We start from the raw sequence: 16,186 nt of genomic DNA on the forward strand, positions 1-16,186 counted from the left end.
GGTGGCGATGCACATAACCTGTGGCCCTCGCCACAAGGCTCTGTCCCACAGTGAGTCGTGGCGCTAGTACGGGATCGGCTATAGTGCGGCGCGGGTTTTGTTATGGAGACATCCCATTGCGTATCGTTTTTCTATTCTCGGCCTGGCTCTTGAGCTTTGGCGCCATGGCGGCGCCCGGCGATCTGGCGACGCTCGATCGCAGCACCTGGCCTGAGAAACTCAGCAACCCGACCCTGTTCGACGTGGCCTCGCGGGCCGAGATTCTCATGTTTGCGCGGGTATTGCTGGCCAGCGAGTCGCTGGATGAGCCCGCACTGGCCCAACGCCTGGGGTTGCGCAAAATCAATCTGGAAGCGATCAACCAACTGCGCGAGCGTCTGTGGCAGCGCTTGCTGACCAACTACAACTTCGCCCAGCAAAGCTGCGATCAGGATGCGTCGTTCTGTTTCCTGGTCGAAGACAGGGAGACCTTGCGCGAGCAAGCGGCCAAGTTCCAGGTCAGCGACGACAGCTACTACATCAAGTGGGCCGAGCCGAGTCGGTTGTTCCACGCGCAGTACCTGGACGAGCAACTGCGCAAGGCCGCCCTGTTTCCACAGACCAGCAGCGAAGTCGATCGTTTTGGCGACTACGAGCACAATGGCGATGCCATGCATGACCGATTGTTTTTGCTCACTTTCGACAGCGCCGCCAACATCGCGCCGGACAACACCGGGTGGGCCGCCGAGTACCTGCGCAAGATGAACATGAGCGGCACGTTCTTCGTCCTCGGTAAGGACATTCAGGCGCGTCTGGCTGCCGGCTCGGTGGCCAGCCTGCAAGCGATGTACTCGCAGCAATGCATCGGCGTGCAGGGCTGGGAGTTTCGCTCCCACAGCCACTGGCAGGACTGGCAAGACTCGGTGCGGCGCAGCGTCGAGCTGGTCAAGAGCAAGTTGCCAGAGAACTACGTGCCACTGTTTCGTCCACCCGATGGCCAACGCCGCTCCGATGCCGAAGGCTTCTTCAACGCCCAGGGCTTGCAGGTTGCGTTATGGAACATCGATGCGCAGGACGGGGCGGGCAAACTCAAGGGCAACGCAAGCGCGCAACGCGTGTTGACGTTGATGCTGCTGTGGCGCCATGGCGTGATCAATTTCAATGTGAAGCAGGACGCGGTGAAAACGGCGATGCCCTGGCTCATCACGCAAACGGCGCAGAGCGGGATTGGCTGGGAAGTCTGTCAGGACGGTTTTCGCTGAAACGCAACGAACGGGCACAAACCCCGTAAACATTGGGTTTGGGGCGATTTTGAAAGGGGTTTCGATGCGAGCGGACTTCCGACTTTAACGGGGTGATGGCAGTCCGCCAAGTGCTATTGGTCATTCTGAAAAATAAACTTCAAAAAAGCGTCAAAGTACTTTTTTCTGTCACACGTTTTGGAGTATTACGAAGACAGACCGCCGAAACCTGCAACACAGGTGGCGTCTTCCAAGACCCGTTTGTTTGCAGTCACTTGACTCTCCGCAGGTGAGATTCGGCAGTCACTTCGAGGCGCAGCACCGCCAAGGTATTGCGTCTACTGGCTCCCACAAAGGTGACCGAGTATGGATGATCACGGACGTAGCTCTTCTTCCAACCAGCCAATCCTTTATGTACTCGATACCAACGTATTGATTCACGATCCAAACGCGCTGCTTAACTTCGAAGAACACCACGTTGCCATCCCGATGACCGTCCTTGAAGAGCTCGACAAACTCAAGAGCGGGCATCACAGCGTGGCTGCGGAATGCCGTCAGGCGATTCGCCTGATCGACAAGACGCTGGGCGACGCCAGTCCTGAAGACGTCGAGCTGGGTGTGCCGATCCAGCGTGGCAAAAGTGGGCCCAAGGGTTTGCTGTCAATTCTGATGAGCAAACGCGCCGAACCGAACATCATTCTTCCCGAACACCTGAACGACAACATCATCATCAATCAGTTGATCGATCTGCACGCGCGCGAGCCCAAGCTGCCCGTCGTGCTGGTCACCAAAGACATCAACATGCGCCTCAAGGCCCGGGCGTGCGGGATCGCGGCCGAGGACTACAGCACCGACCAACTGGTTGACGACGTTTCATTGCTGCCCAACGGTTACCACAACATGGACGGCTCCTTCTGGGATCGCGTGAAAAATGTCGAAACCCGTCAAGACCACGGTCGCACCTGGCATCAAGTGCAACTGATCGACAACCTGCCGGCTGTGCATATCAATGAGTTCATCATTGATGAACAGGGGTTTGTCGGCTGGATCAAGGAGATCGAGGAAGACCGCTTGCTGATCCTCGACCTGCATCAGGAACCGCTGCTGCATCAGGAAGCCTGGGGCCTGAAACCGCGTGACATCTATCAGAGCCTGGCGCTGTATGCCTTGCTGGACCCGGATATTCACCTGGTCAACCTGTCCGGTGCCGCCGGTTCGGGTAAAACCATCCTGGCACTGGCTGCGGCGATCGAGCAGACCATGGTCAGCAAGCGCTATCGCCGGATCATCGCGACCCGTAGCGTGCAGGGCCTGGACCAGGAGATCGGCTTCCTGCCCGGCACCGAAGCCGAAAAAATGGAGCCTTGGCTGGGCGCCATCACCGACAACCTCGAAGCTTTGCACATGGACGATGAAAACACCCATGGCAGCGTCGACTACATCCTCAGCAAAGTGCCGTTGCAGTTCAAATCCCTCAACTACATCCGGGGCCGTAGCTTCCAGCAAAGCCTGATTTTGATCGATGAATGCCAGAACCTGACACCGCACCAGATGAAAACCATCATCACCCGTGCCGGCGCCGGTTCCAAAGTGGTGTGCCTGGGCAACCTAGCGCAGATCGACACCCCTTACCTGTCCGCGACCAGCTCCGGGCTGACGTACCTGACCGAACGCTTCAAAGACTTCCCCAACGGTGTGCACATCACCCTGCAAGGGGTGCCCCGTTCGATTCTGGCCGAATACGCAGAGTCGCATTTGTAACTGCTCCAACCAAACCGGACGGCCCCCCAAAGGTCGCCCGGTTTTTTTATGCCCGACAGACATCAAATGTGGGCTTGCCTGGGAATGCGGTGTATCAGTCAATGTTAATGTCGGCTGGCACTACGCCTGCGCGAGCAAGCCCCCTTGGGGATTGTGGTGAGCCGATAATCAAACGTGCGGAAAATTGACCCGCAGGTTTACAATCGACGCTCCTGATCAGGAGTAACCCTGTGCTGACTCATCTCGATTCCCAAGGTCGCGCCAACATGGTCGACGTCACTGAAAAAGCCGTGACGTTCCGTGAAGCGACGGCCCAAGCGCTGGTGCGCATGCAACCCGAAACCCTGCAGATGATCGTCAGCGGCGGTCACCCCAAGGGTGATGTGTTCGCCGTGGCGCGTATCGCCGGCATCCAGGCAGCGAAGAAAACCAGTGATCTGATTCCCTTGTGCCATCCGCTGATGCTGACGGGCGTCAAAGTCGAGCTCAGTGCCGAAGGTGGCGACACCGTGCGCATCGTCGCGCGCTGCAAGTTGTCCGGGCAGACCGGCGTCGAGATGGAAGCGCTGACCGCTGCCAGCGTGGCGGCACTGACCATCTACGACATGTGCAAGGCCGTGGATCGCGGCATGACCATCGAAAGCGTGCGCCTGCTGGAGAAGGTTGGCGGCAAGAGCGGTCATTTCCAGGCGGATCAGCCATGAACGTTACCGTGAAGTTTTTCGCGCGCTACCGTGAAGCGCTCGGTGTGGATTCGCTCAAGGTTGAGGGGGATTTCGCCACGGTCGACGACGTGCGTGCGCTGCTGGCCCAGCGTGACGGTGCCGACGTATTGAGCGAGCAGAACCTGATGTGCGCCCGCAACGAAGACCTTTGCCAGCTCGACGAGCCGGTGAGTGAGGGCGATGAAGTGGCGTTTTTTCCGACCGTAACCGGGGGCTGATCCATGGCGATTCGCGTGCAGTCCACGGCGTTCGATCCGGGTGCTGAAGTCAACGCCATGCACGCTGCCAATGTTGGCGTGGGCGCGGTGGTGAGTTTTGTCGGCTACGTGCGCGACTTCAATGACGGGCTCGATGTGGCCGGGATGTTTCTTGAGCACTACCCGGGCATGACCGAAAAGGCCCTCGGCAAGATTGCCATCGAGGCTGCGCAGCGCTGGCCGCTGTTGAAGCTGGAAGTGTTGCACCGCATCGGCGCGCTGGAACCGGGCGAACCGATCGTCTTCGTCGGCGCCGCCAGCGCTCACCGCCAGGCGGCTTTCGATGCCTGTGCCTTTGTCATGGATTACCTGAAAACCCGTGCGCCGTTCTGGAAAAAGGAAAACACCAGTGATGGCCCGCGTTGGGTTGAGGGGCGTGACAGTGATCATGCGGCGGCGAATCGCTGGAAGAAGTGAGCAGTCTGTTGTTTCTTTGTCTCTTTTAGTCCGCCATCGCGAGCAAGCTCGCTCCCACGAATGATATTCGTCGTACACAGCGTCTGTGGACATGGAGATCAACTGTGGGAGCCAGCTTGCTCGCGATGGGGCCATCAGCTTCAGTCACTAACTCCTTGATTCACTGCCCGACCACCGGCCGCAGTGAACTGCGCACACCCGATTGACGCTTTGTACATTAAAGTCCAGTATGGAATTATAAGTACAAAAAAGGCGTCCCCCGTTTCAGCTCTTTCTTCTGTCTTGCCAAACCAACAACAACCCGCGAGAGAACGAACATGAAGAAATTCCCCCTCATCACCGGTCTGGCCCTGAGCCTGTTGGCGTGCACCAGTGTGTTTGCCGCCGAGAAAGCCCTGCGCATCGGTATCGAAGCCGCTTACCCGCCGTTCGCCTCGAAAACCGACGAGGGCAAGATTGTCGGTTTCGACTACGACATCGGCAACGCCCTCTGCGCGCAAATGAAGGTCGAGTGTGTGTGGGTCGAAGGCGAATTCGACGGTCTGATTCCTTCCTTGAAAGTGAAGAAAATCGACATGGCGCTGTCGTCCATGACCATCAATGAAGACCGCAAGAAGTCGGTGGACTTCACCCACAAGTATTACTTCACCTCGTCGCGCCTGGTAATGAAGGACGGCGCGGTGGTCGATGACCAATACGCTAGCCTTAAAGGCAAAACCGTTGGCGTGCAGCGCGCGACCACCACCGACCGTTACGCCACCGAGGTGTTCGAACCCAAGGGCATCATCGTCAAGCGTTACGGCAACAACGAAGAAATCTACATGGACCTGGCAGCCGGTCGCCTCGATGCGATTTTTGCCGACACCATCCCGCTGAATGACTTTCTGTCGATGCCGCGTGGCAAGGGTTACGCGTTTGTCGGGCCGGAGCTGAAGGACCCGAAATACGTGGGCGAGGGCGCGGGGATTGCGGTGCGCAAGGGCAATACCGAGTTGGTCAGCGAATTGAACGCGGCCATTGATGGCATTCGGGCCAATGGCGAATATCAGAAGATTTCGGACAAGTACTTCAAATCCGATATCTATGGTGACTGATAGATAGCAATCGCGAGCGAGCTCGCTCCCACACTAGATCTGCGTCTTATGGCGATCAAATGTGGGAGCGGGCTTGCTCGCGAAGAGGCCGGATCAAGCAACACAAATCTCAGATCCTAGCCCTTCAATTCCTTCAAATGCTTGTAAACCGTCGCCCGGCCCATGTTCAGCACATTGGCCACATAGTTCGACGCGCTCTTGCCTTTGAAAGCGCCTTCGGCGTGCAGCGCCAGCACCAGTTCGCGTTTATGGTCGCGTGTCAGCAGGTTCAGACTCAGCTGGCGCTCACGCAGCCAGGCGTGCAGAAAAGTGTTGATCCGCTCCTGCCAATCATCACGAAACAATGCATCCGGTTGCGGGATCAGCTTGCTCGGCGAGAGGAACAGGTCGAGCGCCGCCTTGGCATTCTCGAACAGCGAGATGTTCAGGTTGACGCACAGCACTGCCAGCGGATGACCTTCGCCATCGCGCAACACGGTGCTCAAGCTGCGAATCTTCTGACCATCCCAATTGAGTTTTTCGTACGGCCCGATGTTGGTCTCGCTGACATCGTCGCTGAGCATGTCCTCCAGCGCTGCGTCATCGCCGATTTCCCGTTTCGACAGGTTGTTGGCGATGTAGTCGATCTTCTGAGTGCGCAGGTCATGCAGCACCACCTCGGCATGAGGAAAGAACAGCGTGGCGATGGCATCGGCGATCGCTCGGTAATTGTCCAGCGCCGGGTCTTTTTCAGGTGCGTTCATACAGTGGAGCTCCAGGCAGCGTCAGCGCCCTGTAAAAACGGGCGCTGGAAGTTTGCCGCAATCGTGGCGACACGTCACCTGAACAGGCGATCAGCCAAGGCGAGCGAGGGAGAGCATGTCGGCGTCCAGACCGAAGCGCGTGAGCTGCTCGGGCAAGCGTTCACCGCGTACCAAGGCTGCGCTGGCCTGGCCCATGGCCGGTGAAGTCTGGATGCCATAGCCACCCTGTGCCGCCACCCAGAACAGGCCCGGGACCAGCGGATCGAAGCCGGACAGTAAATCGCCGTCGCTGACAAAGCTGCGCAACCCGGCCCAGGTGCGGGTCGGTCGGCGAATGGTCAGGGTGGTGGCCTCTTCGATCTGGTAAATGCCCATGGCGATGTCCAGTTCTTCCGGCTGCACGTCGTGCGGTTCCACGGGGTCGGCGTTGGCCGGCGAGCCGAGGAACATCCCTGCGTCGGGCTTCATGTAGAAGGACTCGTCGAGGCTGACCAGCATCGGCCAGTGGTGGATGTCCAAGCCCTCGGGCCCGGCGAAGATGAAGGCTGCACGCCGTTTCGGTTGCAGGCCCAGCGGACGGGCGCCGGCCAGTGCGCCGATTTTGTCAGCCCAGGCACCGGCGGCGTTGATGATGACGGGGGCGCTGAAGGTCTGATCGTTGGTAGTGACTTGCCACATGCCCTCGGCATCGCGGGTCAGGCTTAGCACTTCGGTGTCGGTAACCACTTCGCCTTTATTGCGACGAATGCCGCGCAAGTAACCCTGATGCAGGGCATCGGTGTCTATGTCGCTGGCGGTCGGGTCGTAGATCGCACCGTGGACTTTTTCCCGGCGCAGGATGGGCAGGCGCGCGCAGGCTTCTTCGGCGCTGAGCCGTTGCATCTCGGGCACCGTGGCTTTGGCGCTGAGGTATTGATTGTTCAGCTCGGTCGGGTCGCCGGTGAAGTCCACGGTCATCTCGCCGCGCGGTGTCAGCAGCGGGTGTTCGCAGAAGCCGGCAGGCGGCGCGTCGAAGAAGTCGCGACTGGCTTGGGTCAACGCACGAACCTGGGGCGTTCCGTAGGCCGCGGTGTAGAGCGCGGCGGAACGTCCGGTGGAGTGATAGGCCGGATGGGATTCGCGTTCGAGCACAATCACCCTGGCCTGCTGCGATAGCCAAAAACCGGTGGACGCACCGGCAATCCCGCCGCCGATGATGATGAAATCTGCCTGGCTCATGAACGTCTCCTGAAAGTGCGCAGTTGCCGAAATTAGGGTGACCCCCTGTGGTAGCGGGTGTTAGCGGATCAGTTGGTAAATGGCATTGGCCAATGCGATGTCTTCCAGGCCCAGGCCAATGGAGCGGAAGAACACCGTCCGGTCGTAGTCGGGACGCTCTGCCTTGCCGCTCAGCAGGTCGGGCAGGTCGCCGACAATCAAGCGGTTGTCCCAGCCATGTTGCTCGCCAGCGATCAGCATTTCGCCCGCCGAGCCCGGCGTGGTCAGACGGTAGTCGCAGAACACCAGCATGTCATTGAGGCTCTGCGGCGGCACTTCGTGGGCGCGTGGGGCGTTGGTGCTGATGGAGGTGATCAGCGCCGGTTTGCTCAAAATTGACGGGTCGATTACCGGGCCGGCGGACGAGGTGCACAACATGATCACATCGGCGTCGTGAATCGCCGCTTCGCGACTGTCGACAATGGTCAGGCGCGGGTCGAGGCGGTTGAGCTGATCGAGGGTTTCTGGATGTGTGTCGCTGAGGCTCGGCGAGTACAGGGTGATGCTTTTCCAGTCGCGCAGACTCTTGACGTAGTGCAAGTGCGCTTGGGCGACTTTGCCGCTGCCGATGATCGCCAGACGCTGTGCGGTTGCCGGGGCGAGGGCGTCGACTGCCACCGCGGTGGTCGCGGCCGTGCGGGCGGTGGTCAGCTCATCGGCCTCGCACAGCAGCAATGGCTGGCCTGTCTGCATCGACATCAGCAGCGTCCACGCCGTCACCAGCGGGCCTTGTTCGCGCACGATGTACGGCGAGGTCTTCACCCCATAGACGCCGTCTTGAGCCAACACACCGAGGTAGTTGATGAAATCGCCGGCGCCCTGAGGGAATTCCACCTGTTGCTGCGCCGGTTGCACCGCTTGCCCGGCGGCCAGATCAAGGAACAGCTTGCGCAGAATCTGCGGCACGTCGACCTTCGCCAGCAGTTCGCGGGCCTGAGGCTGGGTGATCACATAAGGCGTACTGGACATGGTCGGCTCCGGAGGCTGCAAGTAAACTAATTTGTCCATTATGGACTTTTAGTTGTGTTGAGCAAGCGCTTGTAAAAAGCGGGGCGAAAAAAAAACGCAGTCCGTTTCCGGCTGCGCCTCTTCTTGCAAATTCCCGGTTACGGGCGTTTGCGCTCAACCGCCCGCAGTAGATGCGTTGGTGGTGTTTCACAGCTGATCTTGCGACCCAGCAACGCCTCGATGGACGGTAACTGGTAAGAATCATCTTCACCGGCAAAGCTGATGGACACGCCATCGGCACCGGCGCGACCGGTACGACCGATGCGGTGCACGTAGTCGTCCGGAACTTCCGGCAGGGTGAAATTGATCACGTGGCTGATGCCGTCGATGTGAATGCCGCGACCGGCGACATCGGTGGCAACCAGCACGCGAATCTTGCCTTCACGGAACCCTTCCAGTGTCTTGATGCGCTTGTGCTGCGGCACATCACCGGACAGTTGCGCGGCGTTGACGCCATCACGCACGAGGCGTTCTTCGATGCGGCGCACTTCATCCTTGCGGTTGGCAAACACCATTACCCGCTCCCAACCGTTGTCGTTGACCAGGTTGTAGAGCAGTTTGTATTTGTCGGCACCGGCCACGGCGTAGATGTGCTGCTCGACGTTTTCGCTGGCCACGTTCTGCGACTCGATCTCGACGATCGACGGGTCGGTGGTCCATTGCTTGGCGAGGTTCATCACGTCTTCGGTGAAGGTCGCGGAAAACAGCAGCGTCTGACGTTCGTTCTTCGGCGGCGTCTGGCGAATGATCTGACGCACTTGTGGGATGAATCCCATGTCGAGCATCCGGTCGGCTTCGTCCAGCACCATCACTTCAACCATGTCCAGGTGGACGTCGCCGCGCTGGTTGAAGTCGAGCAGGCGGCCCGGGGTGGCCACGAGGATGTCGCAGTGACGGGCTTCGAGGTGCTTGAGCTGCTTGTCGAAGTCCATGCCGCCGACAAACGTCATGACGTTGAGGCCGGTGTACTTGGTCAGGTCGGCCGCATCCTTGGCGATCTGCACCACCAGTTCGCGGGTTGGCGCGATGATCAGCGCCCGCGGTTCACCCATGTAGCGCTCTTTCGGCGGCGGGGTTTCCAGCAGTTGGGTGATGATCGAAATCAGGAACGCGGCGGTTTTGCCGGTACCGGTCTGTGCGCGACCAATAGCGTCTTTGCCCGCCAGGGTGAAGCCCAGCACTTGCGCCTGGATCGGCGTGCAGTACGGAAAGCCCAGGTCCTGGATGGCGTGCATCAGTTCGGGGGCAAGTTTGAAATCGTGGAAGCGGGTTTTGCCTTCCTGGGGTTCGACGACGAAGTCTTCGAGTTTCCAAGGGATGACCGGCGCTTTTGGCTTCGGTTCACGACGTGGTTTTGCAGGTTTTGGAGCGTCGCTGAGCGGTTGTTCCGCTGCGATGACCTCGGCAGGAGGGGCGGCCGGTGTGGTCGCGGGCTCGTGCTTCGGTGCCGCTACCGCAGCGGTCCGGCCAGGCTGATGACCGTCGGTGCGGTGGCTGGGAATGTGAGACGGAGCGCTGGTGACTGGCGCGAGCTGCTCAGTCTCGCTTTTACCGAACATTTTCTTGAGTGCTTTGAGCACGGTCATCTCATCAATTGGTTAAGGAATATACGCCGGCCAGTGTAATGCAAGAAACGGGCGCGGCGTAGCGGGATGATCAAAGGAAGGTTTTTAACGCAAGCGCTCGGCGAGCCAAGTGCCGATATCGCGAATTTCCTTGGGTAACACTTCGTGGCCCATTGGGTATTCCTGCCATGTCACGGTGACACCGCGCAGCGTTAAATGCTCGCACGCAGAGCGGCCCATGGCGTTTTGCACCACGTCGTCATAATGACCGTGCAATGACAGGACGGGAATACGCTGCTGACTCGCGGAAAGTTCGAGTTCATCGCTGAACGTCGGTGCGTAGGTGGAGAGGGCAAGTACGCCACCCAGCGGCCCTTGCCACTTCAGGAAAGCGGTGTGCAATACCACGGCGCCGCCTTGGGAAAAGCCGGCGAGAAAAATCCGCGAGGCGTCTATTCCAACGGCTCGCTGCACTTCGATCAATTTAATGACCCGTTGCGCCGACTCCTCCAACTGCTCGCGGTTGATCGCACGCGCCGGGCTCATGGCCAATATGTCGTACCAGCTCGGCATCTCGTAGCCACCATTAATGGTGACGGGGCAGGTCGGCGCCTGGGGCAGGACGAAGCGCGTGGTCAACAGGCTTTCCTGCAGGGCTTCGGCGACCGGCAGGAAATCGTAGCGGTCGGCGCCCAAGCCGTGCAGCCAGATAACGCAAGCGTCTACGGGCTTTACGGGTTCAAGAATAAGGGGCTCGGTCATGGCTGCTCCATTGTTGTGCGCGCGTGCTCATTGGGTGCGAGATCCCAGTGCGCCTTCAGTTGATCAGTTAACAAGATGTCGCAAGGCTACAAGTTTAGCTATTGACCTGTCGCTAAATCGCTTCAGCGAGCAGTCTGGTACGGGCTTTGCTATGGGAAAGCGGTGCAACCCATCTCGCCCCTTGCGGTAACACTATCAGTGTACTGCTGACGGCGGGATAGCAAAGAATCCGGTGATGGATGTTCGCCAATGGCCGTTACGGGCTTCGCGAACGTGAAAGGGCTACAGCCCGTTCGGCCGATTGGTGAGAAGTGAGTTATCCATGATGTGGATTTTCTCCTACTAGACTCATAGCGCAGGTCCTACGTCGGTTGACCCCAAAAAAAGCCAACTCGGGTCGATTACGCCTCAAAAGGGTGCGGCAGGACTCAAGCTCCGACACAACAAGAGCAAAACTGGAGGTTTGAATGAAGATGTTGAAATCCACCCTGGCTATCGTGACTGCAGCCGCAGTACTCGGTATCAGTGGGTTCGCTCAGGCGGGTGCAACCCTGGATGCAGTGCAGAAAAAAGGTTTCGTACAGTGCGGTGTCAGTGATGGTCTGCCGGGCTTCTCGGTTCCGGACTCCACTGGCAAGATCGTTGGTATCGATGCTGACTACTGCCGCGCCGTGGCGGCTGCAGTGTTTGGCGATGCAAACAAAGTCAAATTCAGCCAGTTGAATGCCAAAGAGCGTTTCACCGCTCTGCAATCCGGCGAAATCGACATGCTGTCGCGCAACTCCACCATGACCAGCTCCCGTGACGCGGGCATGGGCCTGAAGTTTCCTGGCTTCATCACTTATTACGACGGCGTGGGCTTCCTGGCCAACAGCAAGCTGGGCGTGAAAAGTGCCAAGGAACTGGACGGTGCAACCATCTGCATTCAGGCCGGTACTACCACCGAGCTGAACGTGTCTGACTACTTCCGTGCCAACAACCTGAAGTACACCCCGATCACTTTCGACACGTCCGATGAAAGCGCAAAGTCGCTGGAATCCGGTCGTTGCGACGTGTTGACCTCCGACAAATCCCAGCTCTACGCACAGCGCAGCAAGCTGGCTTCGCCGAAAGACTACGTGGTTCTGCCGGAAACCATTTCCAAAGAACCGCTGGGTCCAGTCGTGCGTAACGGCGACGACGAGTGGCTGGCCATTGTTCGTTGGGTTGGCTACGCCATGCTCAACGCCGAAGAGGCAGGCGTGACGTCCAAAAACGTGGCTGAACAAGCCAAGTCGACCAAGAACCCGGACGTTGCCCGTCTGCTGGGTGCTGATGGCGAATACGGCAAAGACCTGAAACTGCCGAAGGACTGGGTCGTCAAGATCGTCGGTCAAGTCGGCAACTACGGTGAAGTCTTCGAGAAAAACCTCGGCAAGAGCACTCCGCTGGAAATCGACCGTGGCTTGAACGCCCTGTGGACCAACGGCGGCATTCAATACGCACCACCAGTGCGCTGATGGTTCTATCACCCGGTGGGCCAACCACCGGGTGATGTTCTGTTCCATTACATCCGGGGCACTTCATGCAAAATTCAATCGGCGCACCAAAGCAGAGGCTCAGCCTCAGCGATCCCAAAGTGCGTGCGTGGCTGTTTCAGATCATCACCATTGTGGCGGTGGTCTCGATGGGCTGGTACCTGTTCGATAACACGCAGACCAACCTTCAACACCGGGGTATTACCTCCGGTTTCAGTTTTCTGGAGCGCAGTGCCGGTTTCGGCATCGCTCAACACCTGATCGACTACACCGAATCGGACAGCTATGCCCGGGTGTTTGTCATCGGCCTGCTCAACACCCTGCTGGTGACGTTCATCGGCGTGATCCTGGCGACGATCCTCGGGTTCATCGTCGGCGTGTCACGACTGTCGAAGAACTGGATCATCAGCAAGCTGGCGACTGTTTATGTGGAAGTTTTCCGCAACATTCCGCCGCTGCTGCAAATCCTGTTCTGGTACTTCGCGGTGTTCCTGACCATGCCGGGGCCGCGCAATAGCCATAACTTCGGCGACACCTTTTTCGTCAGCAGCCGAGGCCTGAACATGCCGGCCGCGTTGACGGCTGATGGTTTTTGGCCATTTGTGGTGAGCATTGTCGTGGCCATTGTCGCCATCGTGCTGATGAGTCGCTGGGCCACCAAACGCTTCGAAGAGACCGGCGTCCCGTTCCACAAGTTCTGGGTTGGCCTGGCGCTGTTCCTGGTGATCCCGGCATTGTGCGCGTTGATCTTCGGCGCGCCGCTGCACTGGGAGTTGCCGGAGCTCAAGGGCTTCAACTTCGTCGGTGGCTGGGTGCTGATTCCGGAACTGCTGGCGTTGACCCTGGCCCTGACCGTGTACACCGCGGCGTTCATCGCCGAGATCGTGCGCTCGGGCATCAAGTCGGTCAGCCACGGCCAGACCGAAGCGGCGCACTCGCTCGGGCTGCGCAACGGTCCGACCCTGCGCAAGGTGATCATCCCGCAAGCCCTGCGCGTGATCATTCCACCGCTCACCAGCCAATACCTGAACCTGGCGAAGAACTCCTCGCTGGCGGCCGGTATCGGTTACCCGGAAATGGTGTCGTTGTTTGCCGGTACGGTGCTGAACCAGACCGGGCAGGCGATCGAGGTGATTGCGATCACCATGAGCGTGTACCTGGCGATCAGTATCAGCATTTCCCTGCTGATGAACTGGTACAACAAGCGCATTGCGCTGATCGAGCGGTAAGGAATCGCGCATGAGTACTCATACTTTCAAACCTGACATGCCTCCACCGAGCAGCAGCATCGGCGTGATTGCATGGATGCGGGCGAACATGTTCTCCAGCTGGCTCAACACCTTGCTGACCCTGTTCGCGTTCTATCTGATTTACCTGGTGGTGCCGCCGATCCTGCATTGGGCAATCCTGGACGCCAACTGGGTCGGCACCACGCGCGCCGACTGCACGAAGGAGGGCGCCTGCTGGGTGTTCATCCAGCAGCGCTTCGGCCAGTTCATGTACGGCTACTACCCGCCGGAACTGCGCTGGCGCGTCGACCTGACGGTGTGGCTGGCGGTCATCGGTATCGCACCGTTGTTCATCTCGCGCTTTCACCGTAAAGCGGTGTATGGCCTGAGCTTTCTGGTGCTGTACCCGATCATTGCCTACTTCCTGCTGCATGGCGGCATCTTCGGCCTGACCCAGGTGGCGACCAGCCAATGGGGCGGCCTGATGCTGACCCTGGTGATCGCCACGGTTGGTATCGCCGGCGCTTTGCCGCTGGGTATCGTCCTGGCGCTGGGGCGTCGTTCGAACATGCCGGCGATTCGAGTGGTCTGCGTGACCTTCATCGAATTCTGGCGCGGCGTGCCGTTGATCACGGTGCTGTTCATGTCGTCGGTGATGCTGCCGTTGTTCCTGCCCGAAGGCATGAGCTTCGACAAGCTGCTGCGGGCACTGATCGGCGTGATCCTGTTCCAGTCGGCCTACGTGGCCGAAGTGGTGCGCGGTGGTCTGCAAGCGATTCCAAAAGGTCAGTACGAAGCGGCTGCCGCGATGGGCCTCGGTTACTGGCGCAGCATGGGCCTGGTGATCCTGCCGCAAGCCCTGAAGCTGGTCATCCCCGGCATCGTCAACACCTTTATTGCGCTGTTCAAGGACACCAGCCTGGTGATCATCATCGGCCTGTTCGACCTGCTCAACAGCGTCAAACAAGCCGCCGCCGACCCGAAATGGCTGGGCATGGCCACTGAAGGTTATGTGTTCGCGGCCCTGGTGTTCTGGATTTTCTGTTTTGGTATGTCGCGCTATTCCATGCATCTGGAACGCAAGCTCGACACTGGCCACAAGCGTTAGGAGTTCTGTAATGAGCGAAGCAATCAAAAAGCCTGCGAGCCTTGAAGGCATTATTCAGATGCAGGGCGTGAACAAGTGGTATGGCCAGTTTCACGTGTTGAAAGACATCAACCTGAACGTCAAGCAGGGGGAGCGTATCGTGTTGTGCGGCCCTTCGGGTTCCGGCAAATCCACCACCATCCGTTGCCTCAACCGACTGGAAGAACACCAGCAGGGCCGCATCGTGGTTGATGGCGTGGAACTGACCAATGACCTCAAGCAGATCGAAACGGTGCGCCGTGAAGTCGGCATGGTGTTCCAGCACTTCAATCTGTTTCCGCACCTGACCATCCTGCAGAACTGCACCCTGGCGCCGATGTGGGTGCGCAAAATGCCCAAGCGCCAGGCCGAGGAAATCGCCATGCATTACCTGGAGCGTGTACGTATCCCGGAGCAGGCGCATAAATTCCCGGGGCAACTGTCTGGTGGGCAGCAACAACGTGTGGCGATTGCCCGCGCGCTGTGCATGAAACCGAAAATCATGCTGTTCGACGAACCGACTTCGGCACTCGACCCCGAGATGGTGAAAGAGGTTTTGGACACCATGATCGGCCTGGCTGAAGACGGCATGACCATGCTCTGCGTAACCCACGAAATGGGCTTCGCCCGGACCGTGGCCAACCGCGTGATCTTCATGGACAAGGGTGAAATCGTCGAACAGGCCGCACCGAACGACTTCTTCGATAACCCGCAGAATGATCGGACCAAGATGTTCCTGAGCCAGATTCTGCATTGATTGGCACTTGGCAGTGAAATAAACCCGGACAGTGTTCCGGGTTTATTTTTGTCTGATGAAATGCTCCAGCTGCTGACTGCCAAACCAGTAGGAGCCGGCTTGCTGGCGATGGCGGCATAACAGCCGCCACCGAGTATTCCGGCTATAGCCATTTGGCATCCCACAGCGGGTAATCGTGCACGCGTGTGACAAGCCCCGCACGCAATGGATTGGCAACGATGTATCTGGCGACCGCTTGCAGATCCTCTTCACGGCGAATCGCACGGTCGTGGAAACCTCTCTGCCATACCGTCCCTCTGCGCTTCAGCCGCGCGTTTACCGCCCGCGCACTGCGCGATTTGGTTGCCAGCACCAACGCCGACAACGAGTTGTTCTTCAGTTCTACCAGCCAATGAAAAGGGTCGGGCATCACCACCCAAGCGAGGGAATCGACCCATTCTTCGGTATGCGCCTGACGAAAGTGGTCAACCACCAGACGTCCTGCCCGCCAGTCAGTAAAAAACGGGGTGCGATTCCAGGTGACAGCCGTCAGCAGATAGATTTGTCCGGTTTGGGAATAGCGGCCGGCGCGCAAGCGATTGGCATGGGGATGATCTGGCATTCCATTGCCCTCCTGTGTTTTGAAAGAAAAAAAAGGCTAGTGCGCAATAGTGAGAGGCGCTGCCAAAGTTCGGTTCCGAATGTGTCAGCACGATCGCCATCGCCAGCAAGCCGGCTCCTACAGGTTTGCGGTGAATCCGTTGCCTTG

16 protein-coding genes are annotated in these 16,186 nt (G+C 58.8%); 10 read left to right on the plus strand and 6 right to left on the minus strand.

What is annotated here, in order from left to right; genetic code table 11:
* Nucleotides 1-116 precede the first annotated feature (116 nt).
* The 6 genes from NL116_RS05605 (at nucleotide 117) to NL116_RS05630 (ending at nucleotide 5,474) form a co-directional block, all read left to right on the plus strand.
* The gene (locus NL116_RS05605; RefSeq protein ID WP_494376344.1) at nucleotides 117-1,241 is read left to right on the plus strand and encodes a polysaccharide deacetylase family protein; all 1,125 of its coding nucleotides are present in this window, start codon (nucleotides 117-119) and stop codon (nucleotides 1,239-1,241) included.
* A 345-nt stretch (nucleotides 1,242-1,586) separates the two neighbouring features.
* Nucleotides 1,587-2,981, plus strand: a complete 1,395-nt coding sequence (locus tag NL116_RS05610) for a PhoH family protein (protein WP_494376345.1) — start codon at nucleotides 1,587-1,589, stop codon at nucleotides 2,979-2,981.
* Nucleotides 2,982-3,211: 230 nt separating this feature from the next.
* Nucleotides 3,212-3,685, plus strand: a complete 474-nt coding sequence (gene moaC, locus NL116_RS05615; RefSeq protein ID WP_494376346.1) for a cyclic pyranopterin monophosphate synthase MoaC — start codon at nucleotides 3,212-3,214, stop codon at nucleotides 3,683-3,685.
* On the plus strand, nucleotides 3,682-3,924 hold the full coding sequence (moaD, locus tag NL116_RS05620) for a molybdopterin converting factor subunit 1 (RefSeq protein WP_494376347.1): 243 nt from the start codon (nucleotides 3,682-3,684) through the stop codon (nucleotides 3,922-3,924). The genes moaC and moaD overlap by 4 nt, the downstream gene beginning before the upstream one ends.
* A gap of 3 nt (nucleotides 3,925-3,927) precedes the next feature.
* Entirely contained in the window at nucleotides 3,928-4,380 is a 453-nt protein-coding gene (moaE, locus tag NL116_RS05625) for a molybdopterin synthase catalytic subunit MoaE (protein WP_494376348.1), read from the plus strand.
* A gap of 317 nt (nucleotides 4,381-4,697) precedes the next feature.
* Complete coding sequence (locus NL116_RS05630; RefSeq protein ID WP_494376349.1) at nucleotides 4,698-5,474, plus strand: ABC transporter substrate-binding protein; 777 nt, start codon at nucleotides 4,698-4,700, stop codon at nucleotides 5,472-5,474.
* A gap of 116 nt (nucleotides 5,475-5,590) precedes the next feature.
* On the opposite strand, the gene NL116_RS05635 is transcribed toward NL116_RS05630, so the two are convergent.
* The 5 genes from NL116_RS05635 to NL116_RS05655 all read right to left on the minus strand — a co-directional run bounded on the left by NL116_RS05635 (nucleotide 5,591) and on the right by NL116_RS05655 (nucleotide 10,809).
* A complete protein-coding gene (locus NL116_RS05635) occupies nucleotides 5,591-6,217 on the minus strand; it encodes a helix-turn-helix transcriptional regulator (RefSeq protein WP_494376350.1) in 627 nt (208 codons plus the stop codon).
* 90 nt (nucleotides 6,218-6,307) lie between these two features.
* Nucleotides 6,308-7,435 carry an NAD(P)/FAD-dependent oxidoreductase gene (locus tag NL116_RS05640; RefSeq protein WP_494376351.1) on the minus strand — a complete coding sequence of 376 codons (1,128 nt, stop codon included), beginning with the start codon at nucleotides 7,433-7,435 and terminating at the stop codon, nucleotides 6,308-6,310.
* A gap of 60 nt (nucleotides 7,436-7,495) precedes the next feature.
* Nucleotides 7,496-8,443 carry an ornithine cyclodeaminase family protein gene (locus NL116_RS05645; protein ID WP_494376352.1) on the minus strand — a complete coding sequence of 316 codons (948 nt, stop codon included), beginning with the start codon at nucleotides 8,441-8,443 and terminating at the stop codon, nucleotides 7,496-7,498.
* Between the two features lie 137 nt (nucleotides 8,444-8,580).
* The gene (rhlB, locus tag NL116_RS05650; RefSeq protein ID WP_494376353.1) at nucleotides 8,581-10,068 is read right to left on the minus strand and encodes an ATP-dependent RNA helicase RhlB; all 1,488 of its coding nucleotides are present in this window, start codon (nucleotides 10,066-10,068) and stop codon (nucleotides 8,581-8,583) included.
* Between the two features lie 84 nt (nucleotides 10,069-10,152).
* Nucleotides 10,153-10,809 carry an alpha/beta hydrolase gene (locus tag NL116_RS05655; RefSeq protein ID WP_494376354.1) on the minus strand — a complete coding sequence of 219 codons (657 nt, stop codon included), beginning with the start codon at nucleotides 10,807-10,809 and terminating at the stop codon, nucleotides 10,153-10,155.
* 467 nt (nucleotides 10,810-11,276) lie between these two features.
* On the opposite strand from NL116_RS05655, the gene NL116_RS05660 reads away from it, so the two are divergent.
* The 4 genes from NL116_RS05660 to NL116_RS05675 all read left to right on the plus strand — a co-directional run bounded on the left by NL116_RS05660 (nucleotide 11,277) and on the right by NL116_RS05675 (nucleotide 15,438).
* Complete coding sequence (locus NL116_RS05660) at nucleotides 11,277-12,308, plus strand: amino acid ABC transporter substrate-binding protein (protein WP_494376355.1); 1,032 nt, start codon at nucleotides 11,277-11,279, stop codon at nucleotides 12,306-12,308.
* Nucleotides 12,309-12,373: 65 nt separating this feature from the next.
* Nucleotides 12,374-13,555 (plus strand): amino acid ABC transporter permease, encoded by a 1,182-nt coding sequence (locus NL116_RS05665; RefSeq protein ID WP_494376356.1) that lies wholly within the window; start codon nucleotides 12,374-12,376, stop codon nucleotides 13,553-13,555.
* Between the two features lie 10 nt (nucleotides 13,556-13,565).
* Nucleotides 13,566-14,663 carry an amino acid ABC transporter permease gene (locus NL116_RS05670; RefSeq protein WP_483840358.1) on the plus strand — a complete coding sequence of 366 codons (1,098 nt, stop codon included), beginning with the start codon at nucleotides 13,566-13,568 and terminating at the stop codon, nucleotides 14,661-14,663.
* A 10-nt stretch (nucleotides 14,664-14,673) separates the two neighbouring features.
* A complete protein-coding gene (locus NL116_RS05675) occupies nucleotides 14,674-15,438 on the plus strand; it encodes an amino acid ABC transporter ATP-binding protein (RefSeq protein WP_494376357.1) in 765 nt (254 codons plus the stop codon).
* A 142-nt stretch (nucleotides 15,439-15,580) separates the two neighbouring features.
* Here the strand turns inward: NL116_RS05675 and NL116_RS05680 are convergent, their stop codons facing one another.
* Nucleotides 15,581-16,039, minus strand: a complete 459-nt coding sequence (locus NL116_RS05680) for an REP-associated tyrosine transposase (protein WP_494376358.1) — start codon at nucleotides 16,037-16,039, stop codon at nucleotides 15,581-15,583.
* Nucleotides 16,040-16,186: the final 147 nt, after the last annotated feature.

The sequence above is a fragment of the Pseudomonas sp. FBCC-B1667 genome, from assembly GCF_059133255.1.